Consider the following 21,537-nt stretch of genomic DNA (forward strand, 5'->3'; position numbering starts at 1 on the left):
TCACAATCTGCTTTTTTACTAGTTCAACTTTAGTGTCATTGCATTCAGTGCAACAACCACTGTGCTGATCGACATCAGTATGGCACCGACAGCGGGTGAAAGGATGAGCCCTGCTCCAGCGAGCACACCTGCTGCAAGCGGGACTGCGACTATGTTGTACCCTGCTCCGAGCCACAGATTCTGTACTGTTTTACTCATCGTCTTCTCTGCCAGTGATAAGAAATTCATGATATCCGACGGGTCACTCTTGACCAGTATGACGTCTCCGGATTCGACTGCAACATCCGTACCGGCACCGATCGCCACGCCAATATCTGCACGTACAAGGCTCGGTGCATCGTTGATGCCATCTCCGACCATCATCACTTTCTTACCCTGTTTCTGATATGACTGAATCATTGCCTCTTTATCTTCAGGCATCATCTGCGCATGGACATCAGTGATGCCGAGTTCTGCTGCGACGGCTTCTGCCACCTGTCTGTTGTCCCCAGTCAGCATGACCGGTTCAATCCCCCGGTCGAGCAGGTCTCTGACCATGCCTTTCGAACTTGCCTTGATCTGGTCACCCTGTGCGACGATACCGCTGTTTACACCATCTATGACAAGGAAGCTGACCGAGTTCCCCTGGCCGGCAAGGGATTCGAACTGGTCTTTGTCATAATCCATATCATTATCTTCGAAGTATGAGACACTTGTGATTTTCATATCCTTGCCATCGATGGTGCCTTCCAGCCCGATACCCGGTATGTTGTTGACATTTTCCGCCTGCGGGATGTTCACATCTTCTTCTGCTGCTTTGTCCAATATCCCCACTGCAAGCGGGTGACTCGAACTTTTTTCTATTGCCGCCATGAAACCGAGCACCTCTTCATCGGAATATGCATCATTGAAACTTTCAAAATGGTTCACTGCAAAGTTGCCTTCTGTCAGCGTACCTGTCTTATCCATCATGACTACATCCAAACGCCTGGCCGTTTCCAGGGACTCACGGTTTTTCACGATTAAGCCGTTTGTCGCCCCGATTGAGGTCGAACGTGCCGTCACCAGTGGAATGGCAAGTCCGAGCGCATGCGGACATGCGATGACCAATACCGTCACCAGTCTTTCAAGTGCAAAGTCGACATTGTTCGAAATCATCATCCATACTACAAATGCAATGAAACCAACACTGAGCGCAAAGTAGAATAAATACCCTGCAATCCTGTCGGCCATCAGTTCTGCGCGTGACTTATCACTTTGGGCCTGACTCACCAGTCCCATCACCTTTGACATATAACCGGTTTCTCCGGTCCCTGTCACTTTCACCGTGATCGTACCGGAACCATTCACCGATCCGCCGATGACGGGATCATCGATTGTTTTTTCAACATTCCTTGATTCTCCCGTGACCAGAGATTCATCCACCGAAGTGCGTCCGGATATGATGGTGCCATCCGTAGGGATATTGTCCCCTGCGCCCACCTGAACGACGTCACCTTCGTTCACATCAGAGAGTTTGACTTCTTTCGTGTTGCCGTCCTCATCTACTATGACAGCAGTATCAGGAAGCAGTTCGGCCATTTTCTTCAAGGCATTTCCTGCTTGGCCTACAGCATTCATCTCAATCCAATGTCCAAACAGCATGATGAGGATCAATGTCGCGAGTTCCAAAAAGAAATCCATCGTGTGCGCATCCGGGGCAACGAAATTATTCATGATGAATGCATACAGACTGTAGAAGTATGCAACGGAAATCCCCATTGAGATCAGCGTCATCATGCCCGGTTTACGAGCTTTCAACTCTTCTTTGGCTCCGCTTAGGAAAGGCTGACCGCCGTAGAAGTAAAGAATGGTTGCAAGCACCAGAACCACCCACTCAGAGCCTGGGAACGTAAACTGGAACGGAAGTTCTAGACCCATCATCGGGGCGAGAAAGATGATCGGTATACCAAAAATCAGTGAAATAAAAAACTTTTTCTTGAAATCTCCGTGGTGGTGGTGGCCGTCGTGGCCATCATAGTCTCCGTGGCCATGGTGGCCATGCTCGGCGTGGTCACCGTGCTTCGCGTTACCGTTATGGTCGTCATGATGATTATGATCGTCATGGTGATGCCCATGATGTTTATGATCATGTTCTGACATTTTTATCCCTCTTTTCTTTTTATTAAGGAGAAGCATAGTGAAATTATCTCCTTCACTTCAATACCCTCACGGGGTATTTAAAACTTAAAGTTACCATTTATATACAATCACTTTCTCAATGATGATGCGATTGACATTTGCACTGCCCGGGTGTACAACTGCACGGCACTTCCTTCACTGCGTCTTTTTTCTTCATCTCTATCGTTCTTTCAAGTTGCTCAATATCATCAAAGCTCAAAACTGACTTTTCAATCAAGCCTACGATCGTATTTCCCGCGTCCTTATCACAAATATTATCGAAAGTCTCATCCAGAGTGTAACTGATGAATTCATTCTCTTTAATACTGGCTGAGTACAAAAACTTCTTTCCATCTTTTTCTGTCTCAAGCATTCCTTTTTTAACAAGCCGTCCGATAAAAGTTTTAATCGTTGCGGTGCCCCAATCCTTCTTCTGCTGCAGTACTTCTATGATTTCTCTGCTGGCCATCTTATCCTGCGCCCAGACAGCACGCATCACTTCCCATTCGGACTCGGTAATCTTTAAATTCTGCTGTGGCATATTCACCTCTCCAATCGTTTACATTTGTATTGTTCTTAATTAAAGTTTACATTTGTAATCAATAAATGTCAAGGCCTCCTTGCTTTTTTATGAATCAAAATCGGAGATTTAGGTATTAGGTTTTACAGTATATGGTCATAGTATTAAAGTTTTGTGCAGTTTCTATGGAGTTCATCATAATCGGTTTAAGTACAAGATAAACGGGAATTCGCTTCATGTAAGAGTTTTTAAAATTCATAGGAGGGATTTTTACATGGCTCACGAAAAACATCAACAACTGATTCAAACGTTACATGAATGTATGGCCGCGTGTAACCATTGCTACGATGCCTGCTTGAAGGAAGAAGACGTAAAAATGATGGCAGAGTGCATCCGCCTGGACCGTGAATGTGCAGATATGTGTGCATTTCTGGAACAATCGCTGACGAGGAATTCACCATTTTCTGCTGACTTGGCCGCAGTGTGTGCCAAAATATGCGAAGCATGTGGTAATGAATGTCAGAAACATGATCATCATGACCATTGTAAAGAATGTGCCGAGGCATGCTTCAAGTGTGCAGAAGCTTGTAAAGAAGTCGCATAATCAAGTTTACCCAGTAAAAAGTGGCATACTGAAAATACATCAGGATGCCACTTTTTTATTTTCTTATCCATTTATAGCCGACGCCCCAGACGGTGTGAAAATGTTCATCAATGGGAAAACCGCTTTCCCTTATTTTCTCACGCATATTTCTTACGTGCGAATCTACAGTCCGACCTTCAGTTTCAGAATCCATACCCCATATCAAATCAATTAGTTGATTTCTGGTGAACACTCTATCCGGATTTTTCATAAACAATCCAACGAGTGCAAATTCTTTTGGTGTCAACTTGATATATCGACCCTTATAAGAAAGTTCAAATCGATCTTCATTCCATGATAAACCGCCTATGTCAAACTGACTGCCGGTCTGGGTCCGCCTTAACAAGGCTTCAATCCGTGCAATCAGTTCAGCTTCATCAAAAGGTTTTGTAACATAGTCATCTGCGCCAAGTTTGAGTCCTTTGACGGTATCCTCTTTCTGTTCGCGTGCAGTCACCATGATGATCGGCACATCTGAATATTGCCGGATTTCCCTGCAGGCCTGCCAACCATCCATTTCAGGCATCATGATATCGAGCAATACTATATCAAAACTTTCTTCTTTGAGATATTTAAGCCCCTCTTTTGCACCTAATGCTTTTCTGCAATCATACTGGTAAGGTTCCAAATACAAAGCCAAGAGTTCCAACATTCTTTCTTCATCATCGATTAATAGGACTTTATTCATTTGCATCTCCTTTAGGTAAAGATATGATAAAAACAGTCCCCTCCCCCTGTGTAGTCTCCACTGTGATGTCACCACCGTGCAGTTCCACAATTTCTTTGGCGATGGCGAGGCCAAGACCGGAGCCGCCGCTAGATCGTGATCTGGATTTCTCTGCCCGATACAGCCGTTCGAATATGTACGGTACGTCTTCTTCAGGGATGCCTTCTCCTGTATCGGAAATGGTTATTACAGTTTCATCTTTATCTTGACTTCCTGTCATAACGATACTGTTTCCTTCATTAGTATATTTCATCGCGTTATCTAATATGTTCAGCAACACCTGTCTGATTCTGCCGGGGTCGACATATGCAACCAGATCGTCTGGATAATCGACAGTGAATCTTATGCCTCTTTTATTAATAGCGGGTTGAATGTTTGCCACCACAGTTCGAATCAAATCGCCAAGCATTATTTTTTCTTTTTTGATGGCAAATTCATTATAATCTATTTTAGCCAATTCAAATAGATTTTGAATCAGTCCGGCTAAATGTGTTGTTTCTTCCTGAATTATTTTTATGTATTGTTTCCTGCTCTCTGTAGTTGTGTCTTGTCGGTTGATGATATCCATATACCCTTTCATATAAGTTAAGGGGGTGCGGAGTTCATGTGAAATACTTCCTAAAAATTCGTTTCTTTCATTTTTTAAACGTTCCAGATCTTTTGACAGCCTTGAAATTGAAGTTGCCAGTTCACCGAGTTCATCCTTCCGATGGGTATACAGCTCCACTTCATGATGCCCTCTGCTTAATTGTTCCGTCGCTTTTTTCATTTTCAGTAACGGTCGTGTGATGACTCTTGAAAGTATGAACACAGTAAAGATTGTTAAGAAAACAGTGAGCAGACCGACGAATAAAAATTGTTGGCTGAGTTGATCGATGATTCTTTTAATATTATTGCTGTCAGCAAACATGAATACATGCCCTACATGGTTTTCATTTATGGTGACCGGACTGTCTGTAGATACATAGGGTTCATTAGACCAGTCTGATTCAAGGATGGCCCCTCCCTCCGGAATACCATCATGATCAGTATGTTGAACAACTGCTTCCAGTTCTGGTTCAATCGGATTCGAACTTGTGATCACCTCTCCGACATCATCTGTTACCACGACTTTAAATTCAGATTCGGATTCCATAATGGCGACATGCTCTATAGTGGAAGAAGTATAGTTTTCTTCCAGTACGTCGCTGTGGGCGTTCCCCCGTGCCAGTAGGTCTCTCATCACTTCTTCAACACGATCGTCGACCAGGTTAGTGTATAAGATATAAAACAGTATAATCTCCACTGTCAATATAACCAGGAAAAACAAAAGCCCTATTTTCAAAGATAATTTGTTTAACATAACAACCCTCTTTTTTATGATATATCGATAAACTATGAATTTTGAAAACAAGTCTCTTTAAATGTTTTATTAAAGCGTTCAATCATGGATGTTTGAGTACTATTAAATTTTTTCACTCATTTGACCTCTCCTTCCTCCAAAATTTTCTCCCATCGCTCTGATTGGCCATCTTTAGACAAGTAAGCATCACCATCTACAGTATATATTGCTAGTCCTTCTGTGTCCTGCGGGTTTTTCGTAATATATAAAATCCCATCATCCTCCATTTTAGGTATAGTAATAGCAATCTCATCCTCATTTCTGACATTTCTCTTAAGCAGATTCCCATTCTCCCCATATGTTGCATAATATAAATCATCCTCAAAGAAATATACAGCTGTGCCTGAATGGCCGGCATCCGTTAATACTTTAAAGTCATTTCCACCATTCTTTGACAAATAGATCCCTTCGGAAGTGGCAGCTGCAATAAAATTAGAGTCCGCTGGATGCATTGCAAATGATAACACGCCTCCTTCTAACCCTTCAGCATCTACTTCCTCCCAAGTTTCTCCTTCATTCAGACTTCTATAAAACCCTTTCTCCAGTTCTGAGTTTCTTTCAGGATTCATGAGAAAAATATCGTGGCTGTTATACCCTACTGCCATGGCATGGAAATCTGTTTCCCCCTCGAATTTAATATGCTCAAGAGTCCGTCCCCCATCGAAACTGCGTTGAATACCAAATGGGTCGAGTATATCAGAATCTCCTCCTGGATGGCCAGAAGTGTAGAAACCTTCGTCCACGGCATTGAATCCCATATAGTCATTATAATTTCTAGTCGTTTCATACCATTCACTATCGCGATATATTTTCAGGCCACCATGGGTCGCGAAGTATAATCCATCAGTTTGACCTGCATATCCCATTCCATGAATATGCTCTATTTTGTCATTAAAAACAACTTCAAAGTCTCCCTCTGAATTACTGGTACACCCTGACAAAAAAATTGCCGATATTATTATATTGACGAATAGTCTTTTTGACCTCATTGTTATTTCCCCCTGAACTTATCACAAAATTAATGCTGTAGTACCCTCATACATTCTATTATTATTATGTGGATTTTTTGTGCAGATGTGAGCAGAGATGTGATATATCAAACCTTTTTAAAATTGTCCAAAATTCAAGGTACTGCAAATGCAAAGAGCTCTGCTTTTTTAAATACATATAATTTTCATGAAACCTGCACTTAAACTGCACAATATAAGTGTATGGTTTTAGTATCTCAAAAATTGGAGGCTAGGTAGATGAAACAATTTCAAAAAATCTCTTTATCAGGTGCAATGATTTCCGCATTAGTTTTGGGGCTTAGTACAGGAGCAGCAAACGCAGGTGGTTCTGATACTACTGCCCATGAAGACGGAAGTTATTACTACTATGAAGTGAACGAAGCTGGAGATAAGACGAAGTACATCGATGGTTTGACCAAAAAAGAATTGGAAGATAAACTTGGTTTCCCTTATAACGGAGAGAGCAGCCATTACTACTATGAAGTGAATACATCCGGAGAAAAAACGAACTATATCAATGGATTGACCAAGGCAGAACTGGAAAAAATGTTACATCACTCCGACATGCAATCTGAACCACATTTTGAAGGAGACGTGAGTCACATGGAACACATGGAAGGAATGGAACACATGGAACACTCAGCTGAAGAAATGTCAAGTTCCGGCGAAGTCCCAGAAGACCTAGAACTGGCAAAAAATCCAACATATGAAGTTGGTAGCCAGGCAATCATAGAGGGGGCCCACATGCAGGGCATGGACGGTGCTGAAGCAACAATTTCAGGCGCATTTGATACTACAGTCTATACTGTCTCGTATATTCCAACAAACGGTGGAGAACTTGTTGAAGATCATAAATGGGTGATCCATGAAGAATTGGAAAATCCGGGAGATGCCCCATTGGAACCAGGAGATGAAGCAGTGATGAATGCGACGCATATGGAAGGCATGGAAGGTGCCACTGCAACAATTGATTCATCAGAAGAAACAACTGTCTATATGGTGGATTTCGTGACCACAGATACTGAAGAACAAGTTCAGAATCATAAATGGGTGACTGAAAGCGAACTTGCACCTGTAGAATAATTTATCACAACAAATAGCATGAACGATATTAAAAACCCCAGGTTCACAGATGATACAAAAATCTGTGACCCTGGGGTTTTATTTCGTCAATCCGTTGTTTTTCAGTCTTCTTGCAGGTATCCATCATTACCATACATATAAGTTTGAATCATCTTATTTTCAGTAATAATTATTCAGTGTCGGCAAAATGCTCGGTCAGACGGACGAGATTAGATACAAATCCATATTCACTATCATACCAGGAGACGGTCTTTACAAGTTGACTGTCGCCATTATTTACAATGTCTGTGAGTGTTGCATCAAAAATACCACCGGCTGACGTTCCGATGACGTCTGAAGATACAATTGGTTTGTCAGAGTATTCAAATGATGGATTGGATGCTTTTTTCATCGCTTCATTCACTTCTTCAACTGTCACTTCTTTTTTCAAATTGGTATAGAACTCAACCAATGCACCACCTGCAAGCGGCACTCTTATGGCTGAACCATCAACAATCCCTTCAAGTGCAGGGATGACCTTCCCCACAGCTTTTGCTGCTCCGGTGGAAGTTGGAATTGCATTCATCGCTCCAGCTCTGCCACGCCTTAAATCTTTGCTGGGACCATCATGCAATGATTGCGAAGGTGTATAGGCTTTCACTGTCGTCATATAGCCATTCACAATTTCAAAGTTGTCATTTAAGACTTTAGCAACCGGAGCTAAATCATTGGTTGTACAAGAAGCAGAAGATATGATTTTATCATCTTCAATGTTATCCTCATTGACCCCATGTACAATCATCTTTGTTTTTTCATCCGCCGGTGCAGTTATGAGGACTTTAGCAGCACCCGCTTCCAAGTGTGCTTTTGCCTTATCCTCAGTTGTATACAAACCGGTTGCTTCCAGTACGATATCTATCTCCAATTCCTTCCACGGAAGATCTTTTGCGTCGGCTTCCTGGCAGACCCTCATTTCACTTTCTCCGACGACCAAAATATTATCGCGTACTTCCACATTACGCTTCAACCGGCCGTATGTCGTATCGAACTCCAGCAGATATGCCAGGTTTTCAATATCAGCAACGTCATTTACAGCCACCAGTTCCAGTTCTGAATCTGTATCGAGCAATCTCCTTAACACTGTTCTTCCTACACGTCCAAATCCATTAATTGCTACTTTTGCAGTCATATGATTTCCTCCAATAAATAAGTCGATTTGATTATTCTACAGTTAAAAGACCTTTAAAGTTACAAGCGATTTGAATTTTTCTGAAATATCACATATAAATAATTATATCTTATATTTATCCAGAAACCATCCAGATGATTTGAAATGAAAAAGCAGCAGGTCCACATTTTTCAGTTGATCTGCCACTTTTTGATTTTTAATTAAGTTGTAAATCCGTCAAACAGGTATTATCGCCCTCGAAAGTGGAAAAGTCATGTTCGAGAGTATTACCTTCATAATTGACTTCCATTGTGTAATTCTTATCCCTCGGCAGCCAGAAATCCAAAAAGCCGTTTTCCAGCGTCGTCATTGTTTCGTCGATGTGAACTTCACCCTCCTCATCGGTGATTTTCACTTTCATTTCCTCATTTGCAAGTTCGCCCTGGCATCCTGTCAGACTATGTACTTCACACGGATGCGTATATGTCATGTAAGGTGCCGCTGATACAAAGAACTCATCTTCAGGAAGCTCGTAAGTATCTTGATCCCCACCGTCTTCTACTAAAAGATTTTCATCATCAATAGAAGCAGATTCCACTATATTGCTGGCACTCAATTCTGCAACGAACTCTTTGACATCTATTTCACTTGAAGTTGATTCATTTGAAGCTGAATCATTACCGCAACCAGCTACAATTAAAGTTACACTCAGAAAAGCAAATACCAAATATTTTTTCATTTAAAACTCCTCCTTATATTTTATTATATCGATTCGAATGGGATACTTTACACGAAAATATAACAAATATTTGAAATTTTGATCTTGAAAAGGTAACACCATTGCTTTTCACTTTCTTTTTCCCTTAGTAATTTAGCAGTCCGTTTTCCAGCCTAACTTCATACTTGTTTTTTCCAATATCTTTATGCATAGCTAGAAGCCTTGGAAATCTCCGAAGAATGGCTGGAGCCAAATAATAATTTGTGTCAGACCGTCGAAGTACAGCAGCACGCCCATCAAAATCATGATGACACCACCAACTTTCATAATTACGTTTGAATATTTCAACATCCAACGTGTACGGGATACAAAGAAACTCAAAATGAAGAATGGTATTGCGAACCCAAGACAGTAAACAATCATTAAAGCTAGAGCATTATTTGGTGCTGTTGCACTCATAGCAAAGATAGCACCGATAATTGGCCCATTACAAGGTGTCCATCCAGCACCGAATGCCGTCCCGATAAAAATAGAACCTAAAAATCCAGATGGTCTGTTCTTAAACTGTATCTTTCTGTCTTTCATCAGGAAATTGAAATTAATCACACCTGTAATGATGAGTCCAAATACCACTATCAGTATGGAGCCGAGCTGCCTGATCAAATTCGAATGCTCGACAAGGAACCCACCGAGAAACACTGTACCAAAACCAAGTGCAATATATACCAGGCTGAATCCAATAAGGAAAAATAGTGTATGTAATATCGCCCTTACATTAAATTTTTGATTTTCCACTTCATTATAGCTCATACCTGTAATGTATGAGACAAAAGCAGGAAAGACCGGCAACACACAGGGCGAGACAAAACTTAAGAACCCGGCTCCGAATGCAAGGAGAAACGTTACTTCACTTCCCATGCAAATACCTCCTTTGCGTAATTTATCTTAACAGAAATGGTAAGTACAGTCTCATGCCGTTAACTTATACTTAAAAAGTTTTTATTACAATTTGCATAATAATATAAAAATATATCGGTGGTTTCACTTTTCTCAGTTATTCTGAGGGTTTTCCCCTAACATCTTTATATTTAAATCTCATTTTCATCTTCCTGATCATACGGATCAACATGGACATGGACGTTTCTCACTATATCATGTTCGTTGATCAGCTTTTGTTTTACATTCCTCGTGATTCTGTGACTTTCTTCCACAGTGGTGTTTGGTTCTACCGAGATATTCATTTCCACTACCACATAGGAGCCATGAGAACGTGCACGCAGGTCGTCAACTTGGATCACTTTGTCCACAGACGTGGCTGTCTTCTTCATACCAGTCGTCTCTTCTTCATTCAAAACCACTTCCAAAGTTATACTCACTGCTTCTTTGGCCAGCTTGAAACCCATATACATTATGAAGATTGCGATACCTGCACCTGCAATGGGGTCAAAAAGACTTAAATATGGTATACCGTAATGGGAACCGACTAATGCGAGACCGACACCGACCAGTGCAACAGCTGACGATATTGCATCCGAACGATGATGCCATGCATCTGCAATAAGTGCAGGACTGTTCAATTTGGTGCCTGCCCGGAACTTATATTGGAAAAGCAGCTCTTTGACGATCAACCCCAGTATAATAATATAGAGCACCATCATTGAAGTGACTTCACTCGTCGTACCCGTCCAGATTGATTCAATGGAGGTATACCCAATTTCAAAGCCGATTATAATTAAAATAATAGCCACAATCAGTGTTACAACATTCTCTGATTTTCCGTGACCGTATGGATGCTCTTTGTCCGGTGGTTTCTGAGCAGCTCTGAGACCGATCATTACAGCAATCGAACTTACTTGATCCGAGAGAGAATGTATAGCGTCTGCAATGAGCGCACGACTGTTGCCTGCAATTCCGCCAATAAATTTAATGATGGTCATAATGATATTAACCACCATGCTGATTATTGTAATCTTCTGAGCCTTTTTGTATCTGTTAGTCATTTATAGAGACCTCCTTATGAAAATAATTCATAGAATTTATAAACTTCCGGTACACTGCCATAATTGTGGAGATGATGTATAATTTCATTAATAATATTTTTTTAATAAACGGGATATATCATCAACAATCAGAATCTTTTGTCATATCAACCCTCTTCTTTAATTATGCATATGAATGAAGTCCTGCAACGATCAGATTGATTGCAATAAGGTTAAAGAGTATCAGTACGAAGCCGATTACTGCCAGCCATGCAGATTTCTCCCCTTCATATCCTCTGTTCAGTCTCAAATGTAAGAAAATAGTATAAAACATAAATGTGATGAAGGCCCAGGTCTCCTTGGGGTCCCAGCCCCAGAATCTGCTCCAGGCAATCTGTGCCCAGATGGCCGCAAAAAAGATACCACCGAGTGCGAATAATGGGAAACCGATTATGACCGAACGGTAGCCGATTTCATCCATCAAGTTCAAGTCCGCTTTGTTTGCAAGCGGCTTAACCAATGCAGTCAGTCGTTTTCTTAAGATCAGAAGGAGTATGCCGTATACGATCAGACCAAGGATGACTGACCAGATTACTGTGTTCAATGATTGGGAATTGATTACAGGCGGCAAATTGATGCCGGTATGGAAATGATCCGCAGGTTCATATTGATTATCTCCGATATGTTCGACCGGTACTGCGTCTGCGTAGTTGATGAGACTTGGCAGATGGTACTCTGCAATCATCGTTTCCCCGCGCTGACTGGTATACATGAACTCATCACTGTAACCGACTGCACCTTTCATGACCAGCGTCGTTCCGATATAAACCAGAACGATCACTATACCCACCATGATCATCTCCAGAGTACGTGCCCGCCACGACTTCTCATTTTGTGGTATCGCTTTGAGCAGATAGATCAATCCTGCAACCGCACTCATGGAAAGGATACCATAGGATATTGATACAGTAATCACATGAATTGCAAGCCAGTTACTCTGCAATGATGGAATCAAAGGATTGACAGCGGTAGAAAACAAACTGCCGTAAGCGATCAAAAGCAATGAAACGGGAATCGCAAACAACCCCAGGACTTTCGTTTTATAATAATGATATGTAATCAAATAACCTAAAATAATCATGATTGAAAACGTTGCGATGAATTCATACATGTTGGATACCGGTGCTTGTTCAGTTGCAACCCATCTCAATATAAAATAGCCAATTTGCATAAGGAATGCTATGACAGTCATTAAAATGGCCAGTTTCTCAGATTTCTTCTTCTCTGTTTTCACACTGAGTGCAAGTGGCACCAATGCAATCAATAGAATGAAAAATGCGCCCGTAATCAGACCGTTACTTATCGATAAAAGTGTTGATTCCATAATTAATTCTCCTCATCAGTATTTACGCTGTCATTTTCATCTTTGCCGTCTCTGTCAAAAATGTGATTATAACCGTTTTCTTCCAACACTGGATTGATCTCTTTTTTCAAACCAAAATAGTTTTTATTTGTATGGGCACTGATATTGAACCCATTTTCATCATTGATCCATATACGTCTATGGTTGATGTATGAGCCGATAAAGAGACCGATAAGAAAGATGACGAAACCTGTCGCTATAAGTGGCAGGGTCAAGTCTTTTTTCAATGTTAGAACGGTGGCCCAGTGATTTTCATTTTCAACGAACTTGACACTGTATTCATTGTCCGGGGTGATGTCGGTTGAGCTCATGATTTGCAGCAGACTAAGTTCACTGGAAGTATCATCTGTCACCTCAAATATAAACGCTGGATTTACCGGCGTGGGTGTCTCAGAAATCAATGCGCCGTTTTCATCTATTTCCAGGAAGTCCGGTGCATAAGCGCGTACCTCCACAGCCAGCCCCTCACCTACCTCATAAGTGCTTTCGAGATTATCCAGAGCGACAGTGAATCGATCGCCGACAGTTTCTCCGTTACTGTCTTCCAGCTGGAAAGTCATGGACTTCATCTGGGTGTTATCGTAACTCGACTGATACAGTTCAAACTGCTCAAACCGGTATGGATGGTTGACTTGGAGGCTGTAATCCTCGACCACTTCAAGGTCGGGGGACGCTCCGACGACATCTAAATTCTGATTCTCATAGAACGTGATGTCCGTCTGGTAATTACTGACGATGGTTTCATTGGTGTTCTGGACGGTCTCATCAAATACTGTACCTTCCTCTTCATAAATATCCACTATGAAGTCATTGTTCTCCACATAATACTGGCCTTCAGTCTCAGGAACCTGAACCGTATCACCTTCGGTGATATAGATGAGCTCATCCACATACATCCCGGGGAAAAACCGTAACATGCTGCCGGCCAGAAGGAGAATCAGTCCTGTGTGGTTTATGTATGGGCCCCATCTTGAAAGCCTGCCTTTCTCAAGAAGATGATGTTTATTGTCTGATTTGACTTTATAACCTTTTTTCTTCAGTCCTTCTATGACCCCATCAGTATTCTTCGTGTTTGCCTGCTGCAAGTTTAAGCGCTGCCTCTTGTAGAAAGTCGGATGCTTTTTGGCACGCTGGTTCTTTAAAGATTTATACAACGGCACACCTCTGTCAATACTTGCTGCAATCAACGACAGTGCCAGCATGCCGATCAGCACGATGAACCACCAGGAAGAGTAAAGATTATGGAAGCCAAGCTCATAATACAGCCTGCCCAATGTGCCGTAGTTCTCCGTATAATATTGCAGCGGATCCGCACCGACGGGTATAAAATACTCTTGCGGGAAGATCGTTCCGATGGAGGAAGCAATTGCGATGATAAGAATGATTGCCACCCCGACTTTTATGGAAGTGAAGAAAATCCAGATCTTATCAAAAATACTCTTTGATTTTGTCTTTGATCGGATGGCACTGCCGTCATAACGCATGAGGTCTTTTATTTTCTTTTTATCATAATCACTGTTGATCATCTTTCCGCAAGACTGGCACAGCTGGGTGCCCGGCGGATTAACATGACCACAGGACCCGCATTTTATCTCTTTTAATTCCACAACACTTCACCCTATTCCGAAGTTGCAAGTTCCACAAAACGATAAATATCATCTATGGAAAGCTGATATTCCTGTTTATCAACGACCACTCCATTTTTATCGATGGCAATCGTCGTCGGCAACGGTCCGATCTGATACGCTTTAGTCACATCCCGGTTACGGTCGAGCGCAATTGGATATGATAGTTCATCATCAAGACTCGCTAGAAATTGATTGATCTGCTGCTCGCCTTCAGATACGTTCACAGCGATCAGCTCATAGTCGTCATGCCCTTCATTATAAACTTCATTCATATCCGGCATTTCCTCGCGGCAGGGTTCACACCATGTACCCCAGAAGTTCAGGATGACACCTTTATCTTCATTGATGTCCGACAGTTGTACAGTCCCCCCGTCGAGTGTTTCGAGCTGGAAATCGACTGCTTCATCACCGACTTGTATTGCCTGTATATCCGAAGTTAAATTGAACCATAAAGTCACACCAACCAAAATGACAATACTTGATATGATAGTGATCCTGAGTATATTTCTTGTTTGCTTTTTCATATATTTCACCTACTTCACATTTTCCTATATATCATTCATAGTTAAATAGATCTTCACTATCCCTGATTTCCCTTAACAACTTCTATGTCTACTTTAGAAAAACCTCCTAAATTAAATATTGTGTAATTCTGATATTGATATGGCAAAAATTGTTCAGACCATAACATTAGATGATTATATAGTATATTTCTGCAGAAATTATCCAGATGCTCGGAAGTGAAGAAATAGTAGCCTACTTTAAAAACAGTTGATCTAATCCTTCATTGAAATTTAGTTAAGTTTTAGGTCTTTCAAACAGGTATTACTTCTTTCGAAAATGGAGAAATATTCTCAAGAGTTTTCCTTAGGGATTAACTTCCTCTTTAGTCATATTAAATACTTATTTTATGCATAATTTCTCGAAAATTTTAATCTAGCATGATACATGGCAAGTTTCTTGCAAAAGTCTAAAGAAGGAGTTGTGTAATATGAGGAGAAATAAATTTTTAATCAGCATGTTTTTTCTAGCAGTAGTTGCTTTATTATCAGCTTGTACAAACAATGCTGGAGAAGCATCTGCAGAAAACGAAGGAATGAATATGGAAGGACACGATGAAAGTTCCATGGATGAAAGTATGGACGATCATTCCATGGAAGAGGAAATGGAGGACGAGTCTATGGATGGGCATATGGATCATGATAATGTGGTAAGTCTGAATGATTCGACAGGAGAGAATGAACTGGGCATCCCACCTTTACTACAAAGTGAAAGTGACGCAGAAACCGAGTATACAATACGCGCTCAAAAAGGGGAAACAGAAATATTTGACGGTGTTCAAACGAAAACATATGGCTATAATAGTTCATTTCTTGGCCCAATGCTCCAATTTGAAAAAGGAGAGACAGTGACTATAAACTTAATCAATGAACTTGATGAAAATACCACTTTTCACTGGCATGGACTGGAAGTGGCGGGAAGTGAAGATGGCGGACCACACGAAGTATTGGAACCGGGCGATGAAGATACCATTCAATTTGAGGTAACACAGGAAGCTGCAACTTTATGGTTCCACCCCCACCCGGAGGGAGACACCTCTGAACAAGTATACAATGGTCTTGCCGGCTTAATATACATCGAAGATCAAAATTCAAAAAATCTTGAATTACCAAGTGATTATGGAAAAAATGATATTCCACTTGTTTTCCAGGACAAAATATTTGATGATGAAAAACAATTGAACTATGAAGCAGCGGCAAATGAAGACGGCACAGTTGGCGATACATCGTTAATTAACGGCACGTTGAACCCAAAATTGACTGTAGATAAAGAAAAAGTAAGGCTTCGACTGTTAAATGGCTCGAATGCAAGAAACTATACCTTTAAATTGAATACGGAAGATGATTTTGTACAAGTTGCAACGGACGGTGGCTTCTTGAATGAACCGGTCTCAATGAATGAGTTAACGCTCACACCTTCAGAAAGGGCTGAAGTAATTATTGATTTTTCAAAAATGGACAGTGATGAAAATATAGCTTTGATAAATGAAGATGGTGCTACGCTCCTGCCTTTTGAAATTACAGATCAAACAGGTAAAAATACAGAGATACCTGATGAAATGAATGACTTTTCAGTCACAGAAGAAGAAAAGAGCTTGCCGGTGACAAAAGAAATCGAACTGTTCGGAATGATGGACATGGTGACGATAAATGGTAAAAAGTTTGACCCTGAAAGAATTGACTTCACTCAGGAACAAGGTGTTACGGAAGTATGGGAAATCTATAATAAACCTGATATGATGGGCGGGATGATTCATCCATTCCATATCCACGGGGCTCAATTTAAAATCCTTTCAAGAAACGGAGAGACACCACCCAAGAATGAAAGAGGTTGGAAAGACAGTTTTTCCATCGCCCCGGATGAGACTGTAAAAATCGCCATTCAATTTAAAAATAAAGGCGTATATATGTTCCACTGTCACATCCTTGAACATGAAGACAATGGGATGATGGGACAGGTCAAGGTAGAGTAAAATCGAATATTTCAAATAAATGAATAAAGATCATAAAAAATTCAGGAAGTGACTTCCTGAATTTTTTATAGCTCATATGGAGTTATAAAAATGAAATTGGATTCGACTGCATAGTGGCAATATGTTCCAAACGTTCTACGCCTATTCAAACTAAAACCTCCCAAGTTCAAAGATCATCTCTTTCCTGTGTGAACTTGGGAGGTGCTACTTTATATAGTAATGTCTTTTCTATTTTTTATTTTACCTGGTGTAAGATGGCTCCAACTCTTTTGGATTAGTGACAACATGAGCAACTGTTGCCCGCCTTTTCAGATTCATCCATAACCTTGTAACCTGTATCTTCAATAGTACTTTTAATTTCTTCTAATTTAACATCATTGTCATTATATGACACATCAACTTTTCCATCTGAAAGCAGCACTTTTACTGATTCAACTCCACTAATCTTGCTGACGTTCCCTTCAACTTTATTAGCACATCCACCACATGACATTCCTTGGACATTTAATGTTTTTTGTTGCATATACATTCCTCCTTTTAATTTTCTATTAATGTAACACACTTTGTGCCTTACCGCGGTAAAGTATTCAAATGTTAGAATAATGATTATTTTGCTGAACTTACAGAGCCACCCCCTTACAATCATTTAAGATTCATTTCATGGCAGAGAATCTGTTGAAATATGAGTACATGGTTCTCTTATATAATTCAAGTTAAAATTTATCTATCACTCCACTTTATCCTTCATTGAGCAACAGACGGGCCAACAGAAGGACCAACAGACGAATCATCAGACGAATCAACAGACGGTTTAAATCGTTTTAAACGCAGTGCATTGAGTAACACGGATATCGAGCTGAAACTCATCGCTGCTGCTGCAAACATCGGGCTCATCAGTGGCCCGCCGAATAGGAACAGAAGACCCATTGCAACTGGTATACCCGCTGTATTATAAGCAAATGCCCAGAACAAGTTTTGTCTGATATTTCTGATGGTGGACTTGCTTAGTTCTACTGCAGTCGGAACTTCCATTAAATCACTTCTCATGAGAACAATGTCAGCAGATTCCATAGCTACATCCGTACCGGAGCCAATGGCAATGCCCACATCTGCCTGAGCAAGAGCTGGTGCATCATTGATTCCATCTCCCACCATGGCTACTTTTTTACCTTCATCCTGAAGTTTTTCCACTTCACTTGCTTTATCTTCCGGCAACACTTCACTCATGACCCGGTCAATCCCGACTTGCTTGGCAATTGCTTCCGCAGTCCGCTTGTTATCACCAGTTATCATTGCCACTTCTATGCCCATCTCATGCAGTTTTTGAATCGCTTTTAAGCTGCTTTCTTTTACCGTATCTGCAACTGCAATAATCCCGGCAATTTCACTATTGATTGCTATATACATGGGTGTTTTCCCTTGATTCGCTAATTCATCTGAAGTGCTTGCCAGTGCTCCTAAAGCAATGTTTTGATCATCCATCAATTTCCTATTACCCAGTAACATATTTTTATCGTCAACCATCACTTCAATGCCGTGACCTGTTATTGCATTGAAATTTTTGGTTTTTTGTAAAGCTAAACCTTTATCTTCGGCACCATTGACTATTGCTTCACCAAGAGGATGTTCCGAACCTTTTTCAGCGGATGCAGCCAACATCAATAATTCATTCTCTGAAATCCCCTTAGCAGTAATAATATCAGTGACTTTAGGTTCCCCTTCTGTAATTGTTCCTGTTTTATCAAAAACTATCGTTTGAAGTTTATGCGTGGTTTCAAGGGCAACACCGCTTTTAATTAATATACCATTTTCAGCGCCCTTACCTGTTCCAATCATAATGGAGGTCGGAGTCGCTAAACCAAGTGCACATGGACATGCGATAACCAACGTGGTGATGAAAACAGTTAAAGCAAAGAGTACTGACTGTCCACTTATAAACCATGCCAACCCTGCAAGGATGGCAAGTCCAATGACAATTGGCACAAAGTATCCAGAAATAATATCAACCAGCTTTGAAATAGGTGCTTTTGAACCTTGTGCATCTTCTACCAGCTTTATAATTTGAGACAATGCAGTGTCTTTTCCGACCTTAGTCGCTTCATACTGAATTGATCCATTTTTATTGATACTCGCTCCAATGATATTATCTCCACTGGTTTTTTCTACTGGAATACTTTCACCTGTCAACATGGATTCATCCACTGCAGTCATACCTTCAGTAACAACACCGTCAACAGGCATTTTTTCTCCTGGTTTAACAATGATTGTGTCACCAACCACCACTTCATCAATTGATATTTCTATTTCCTGTCCATTTCTTACTACAATCGCACTCTTAGGTGCGAGTCCCATTAGCTTCTTGATCGCATCTGAAGTCTTTCCTTTAGTTAAAGTTTCCAAATACTTACCTAATGTAATCAAAGTTAAAATTACTGCTGCCGTTTCAAAATATAAATCATTTGCAAAACTCACATCACCGGAAAAGATCATAATTGCTGCAAAGATACCGTACACGAATGCTGCACCAGTACCGACAGCAATTAAAGAATCCATATTTGGATGTCCGCGAAATAATGTTTTAATACCTGATGAATAAATGCTTCTAGCCATATAGACTACAGGTAAAGTTAGTATGAGTTGTATCATCACAAACCCTACTGGATTGATTGCCGGGTCAATAATTTCAGGTAATGGTGCGCCTATCAGATGGCCCATCGCAATGTATAATAGAGGTGCAGTAAATATCGCGGATATCAAAAATCTTTGCCAAAGACCTTTTATAGCTTGCTGTTTTTTATTACGATCTTCATCAACAGATTCTGATGAAGATATATCTTCATGGGCTTCATAACCTGCATTTGATACTGCATCCAGAATATCTGAAACTGAAGCCACGGATGGATCATACTCAATATTCATTTTTTCTGTAGCTAAGTTAACGTGGGTATCCAACACGCCATCAAGTTTTCCTGTGGCCTTTTCAATGGTTTGAACACATGATGCACATGTCATCCCCTCTATCTTAAATGATTTTTGTTCTGTATCTGTTAAAGCCTTATACCCGGCCTTTCCAACTGCATCTTGGATTTCCTGTACAGAGAGTGCATTTTCGTCGAAACTGATATTCAGTTTTTCAGTAGCCATATTCACGTTTGATTCTTTAACACCTGGCAACTTCTTGGTCGCTTTTTCGACTGTTTGTACGCATGATGCACAGGACATACCTTCTATATTAAATGATTTTGTTACCATTTATTATCAACTCCTTTTCTAATTGATTGATTCAGCTTCATAACCAATCTTCTTTATAGATTCCCTTAAACTATCTACTTGCCCGGACGGTTTCATCAAATTTAACTCTGGCTATTCCTTTTTTCAAATTGACTCTTGCATTTTCCACATCTTGCAAGCTTAGCAATGTCTCTTCAATTTTATTCACGTAGTGAGCACAGTTCATTCCCGTAATCTTTAAAGTCCCTATTCCATAATTCTCATTCCTTTCTAAATATTTAAAATTAATTTTTCTATTGTCTTACCAGCATCCCCGTTAAAAATATTAGAGAAACTTTCATCCAAACTACTTTTCATAAATTCATTTTTCTTTATATTAGAGAAATAAGTATACTTTACTCTTCTTTTTCTGTACAAAGCATTCCTTTTTTAACAAGGCTTCCGATAAACGTTTTGATTGTTGCCGGTTTCCATTTTTTCTTCTGCTGTTAAACTTCTACAATATCATTGCTTATAACATTGCTCTGCACTCAAACAACACGCATTACTTCCCATTCGAAATCGGTAATCTTAGAATCTATTTCAGAATGCATAATCTTCCTATCTACTTTGTTTACATTTGTAATCTATTTATATACATTTAGTTTACAACCGTAATCATAATTTGTCAAGATTTTTTCTATAATTCCTTCTCCTATCAATTGCTTACATTATTAACGATAATATAGCGGTAGTAACCGGAATCGAACACGGCGATCAAGGCTTCGCAGACCTTTGCCTTAGTTCTTGGCTACACAGCCATGAATTTAAACTAAATATTTAAGTGGATATAAGCAAAATGGATTAGTTGATTCATTTCAAATGGTTTCAAATGGAATCAACTAATCCATTCATTTTTATTTATATGAATAGGACTGTGTTAGTCATTTCTTATACTATGGATTAGATTAGAATAAGCCTTCTGTTATGACATAAATTAAGAAACAATCGAAGAGTTTATTTTTATATACAATGTTTTAAAATTTAAAATATAGGGAAATCTATTTAATAAGTAAATAATTGTAAATTAATAGAGCTTGAAGCCCAGTGGGAGAGAGTAATCAAGCTAATGTTTTTAGAGGTGATAAAATTAATTCATTTAAATAAATTCAGGTAAATAATAAAGGATGAAAATAAAATGAAAAAATTATAAGTGAGGGGGGACTAATAGCCCTCTGATACATAATTATTGCTACATAGCGTCAAAATTATTCTGTTAATTCTTTATAAGATTAAAGCTGATTCTATTGTTACTTTAAGTACTTTGAATATAGCAATAATATTAAACGATATTGATTCAACCTTATATTTTTCACTCATGATATTAAGGGTCGGA

Annotated in this window: 19 protein-coding genes; 3 read left to right on the plus strand and 16 right to left on the minus strand. The window is 40.0% G+C overall.

Annotation, left to right across the window (positions count from 1 at the left end; translation table 11 throughout):
• Positions 1-18 precede the first annotated feature (18 nt).
• Both LPW40_RS07105 and LPW40_RS07110 read right to left on the minus strand, forming a co-directional pair.
• Positions 19-2,121, minus strand: coding sequence for a heavy metal translocating P-type ATPase (locus LPW40_RS07105; RefSeq protein ID WP_230821540.1), 2,103 nt, complete (start codon positions 2,119-2,121; stop codon positions 19-21).
• 115 nt (positions 2,122-2,236) lie between these two features.
• Complete coding sequence (locus LPW40_RS07110; RefSeq protein WP_230821541.1) at positions 2,237-2,680, minus strand: CopY/TcrY family copper transport repressor; 444 nt, start codon at positions 2,678-2,680, stop codon at positions 2,237-2,239.
• Positions 2,681-2,933: 253 nt separating this feature from the next.
• Between LPW40_RS07110 and LPW40_RS07115 the strand changes: the two genes are divergently transcribed.
• A complete protein-coding gene (locus LPW40_RS07115; protein WP_230821542.1) occupies positions 2,934-3,263 on the plus strand; it encodes a four-helix bundle copper-binding protein in 330 nt (109 codons plus the stop codon).
• 55 nt (positions 3,264-3,318) lie between these two features.
• Here the strand turns inward: LPW40_RS07115 and LPW40_RS07120 are convergent, their stop codons facing one another.
• The 3 genes from LPW40_RS07120 to LPW40_RS07130 form a co-directional block, all read right to left on the minus strand.
• The gene (locus LPW40_RS07120) at positions 3,319-3,990 is read right to left on the minus strand and encodes a response regulator transcription factor (RefSeq protein ID WP_230821543.1); all 672 of its coding nucleotides are present in this window, start codon (positions 3,988-3,990) and stop codon (positions 3,319-3,321) included.
• Entirely contained in the window at positions 3,983-5,371 is a 1,389-nt protein-coding gene (locus LPW40_RS07125; RefSeq protein WP_230821544.1) for a HAMP domain-containing sensor histidine kinase, read from the minus strand. The genes LPW40_RS07120 and LPW40_RS07125 overlap by 8 nt, the downstream gene beginning before the upstream one ends.
• A gap of 116 nt (positions 5,372-5,487) precedes the next feature.
• Positions 5,488-6,399, minus strand: coding sequence for a F510_1955 family glycosylhydrolase (locus tag LPW40_RS07130; protein ID WP_230821545.1), 912 nt, complete (start codon positions 6,397-6,399; stop codon positions 5,488-5,490).
• A 567-nt stretch (positions 6,400-6,966) separates the two neighbouring features.
• Here LPW40_RS07130 and LPW40_RS07135 point away from each other — a divergent pair.
• Positions 6,967-7,503: a YdhK family protein gene (locus tag LPW40_RS07135; RefSeq protein ID WP_435532274.1), complete on the plus strand. Its 537-nt coding sequence runs from the start codon at positions 6,967-6,969 to the stop codon at positions 7,501-7,503.
• 169 nt (positions 7,504-7,672) lie between these two features.
• Here the strand turns inward: LPW40_RS07135 and gap are convergent, their stop codons facing one another.
• From gap to LPW40_RS07170, 7 genes are all read right to left on the minus strand, one after another.
• Entirely contained in the window at positions 7,673-8,671 is a 999-nt protein-coding gene (gene gap / locus LPW40_RS07140; RefSeq protein WP_230821546.1) for a type I glyceraldehyde-3-phosphate dehydrogenase, read from the minus strand.
• Positions 8,672-8,867: 196 nt separating this feature from the next.
• The gene (locus tag LPW40_RS07145) at positions 8,868-9,389 is read right to left on the minus strand and encodes a CueP family metal-binding protein (RefSeq protein WP_230821547.1); all 522 of its coding nucleotides are present in this window, start codon (positions 9,387-9,389) and stop codon (positions 8,868-8,870) included.
• Positions 9,390-9,581: 192 nt separating this feature from the next.
• A complete protein-coding gene (locus LPW40_RS07150) occupies positions 9,582-10,286 on the minus strand; it encodes a cytochrome c biogenesis CcdA family protein (RefSeq protein WP_230821548.1) in 705 nt (234 codons plus the stop codon).
• A gap of 170 nt (positions 10,287-10,456) precedes the next feature.
• Positions 10,457-11,368: a cation diffusion facilitator family transporter gene (locus LPW40_RS07155; RefSeq protein ID WP_230821549.1), complete on the minus strand. Its 912-nt coding sequence runs from the start codon at positions 11,366-11,368 to the stop codon at positions 10,457-10,459.
• A gap of 163 nt (positions 11,369-11,531) precedes the next feature.
• Positions 11,532-12,731: a c-type cytochrome biogenesis protein CcsB gene (gene ccsB, locus LPW40_RS07160; protein ID WP_230821550.1), complete on the minus strand. Its 1,200-nt coding sequence runs from the start codon at positions 12,729-12,731 to the stop codon at positions 11,532-11,534.
• A 2-nt stretch (positions 12,732-12,733) separates the two neighbouring features.
• Positions 12,734-14,377 (minus strand): cytochrome c biogenesis protein ResB, encoded by a 1,644-nt coding sequence (locus LPW40_RS07165; RefSeq protein WP_230821551.1) that lies wholly within the window; start codon positions 14,375-14,377, stop codon positions 12,734-12,736.
• An 11-nt stretch (positions 14,378-14,388) separates the two neighbouring features.
• A complete protein-coding gene (locus tag LPW40_RS07170) occupies positions 14,389-14,922 on the minus strand; it encodes a redoxin domain-containing protein (protein WP_230821552.1) in 534 nt (177 codons plus the stop codon).
• A gap of 467 nt (positions 14,923-15,389) precedes the next feature.
• Between LPW40_RS07170 and LPW40_RS07175 the strand changes: the two genes are divergently transcribed.
• On the plus strand, positions 15,390-16,931 hold the full coding sequence (locus LPW40_RS07175; protein ID WP_230821553.1) for a multicopper oxidase family protein: 1,542 nt from the start codon (positions 15,390-15,392) through the stop codon (positions 16,929-16,931).
• A gap of 274 nt (positions 16,932-17,205) precedes the next feature.
• Here LPW40_RS07175 and LPW40_RS07180 read toward each other — a convergent pair whose 3' ends face one another.
• From LPW40_RS07180 to LPW40_RS13690, 4 genes are all read right to left on the minus strand, one after another.
• Complete coding sequence (locus LPW40_RS07180; protein WP_230821554.1) at positions 17,206-17,454, minus strand: copper ion binding protein; 249 nt, start codon at positions 17,452-17,454, stop codon at positions 17,206-17,208.
• A gap of 221 nt (positions 17,455-17,675) precedes the next feature.
• Positions 17,676-20,183: a heavy metal translocating P-type ATPase gene (locus tag LPW40_RS07185; RefSeq protein ID WP_230821555.1), complete on the minus strand. Its 2,508-nt coding sequence runs from the start codon at positions 20,181-20,183 to the stop codon at positions 17,676-17,678.
• A gap of 70 nt (positions 20,184-20,253) precedes the next feature.
• On the minus strand, positions 20,254-20,388 hold the full coding sequence (locus LPW40_RS07190; RefSeq protein WP_230821556.1) for a cation transporter: 135 nt from the start codon (positions 20,386-20,388) through the stop codon (positions 20,254-20,256).
• Between the two features lie 169 nt (positions 20,389-20,557).
• Positions 20,558-20,620 carry a hypothetical protein gene (locus LPW40_RS13690; protein ID WP_330166185.1) on the minus strand — a complete coding sequence of 21 codons (63 nt, stop codon included), beginning with the start codon at positions 20,618-20,620 and terminating at the stop codon, positions 20,558-20,560.
• Positions 20,621-21,537: the final 917 nt, after the last annotated feature.

It is taken from the genome of Salinicoccus halitifaciens, assembly GCF_021026095.1.
Classification (GTDB): domain Bacteria; phylum Bacillota; class Bacilli; order Staphylococcales; family Salinicoccaceae; genus Lacicoccus; species Lacicoccus halitifaciens.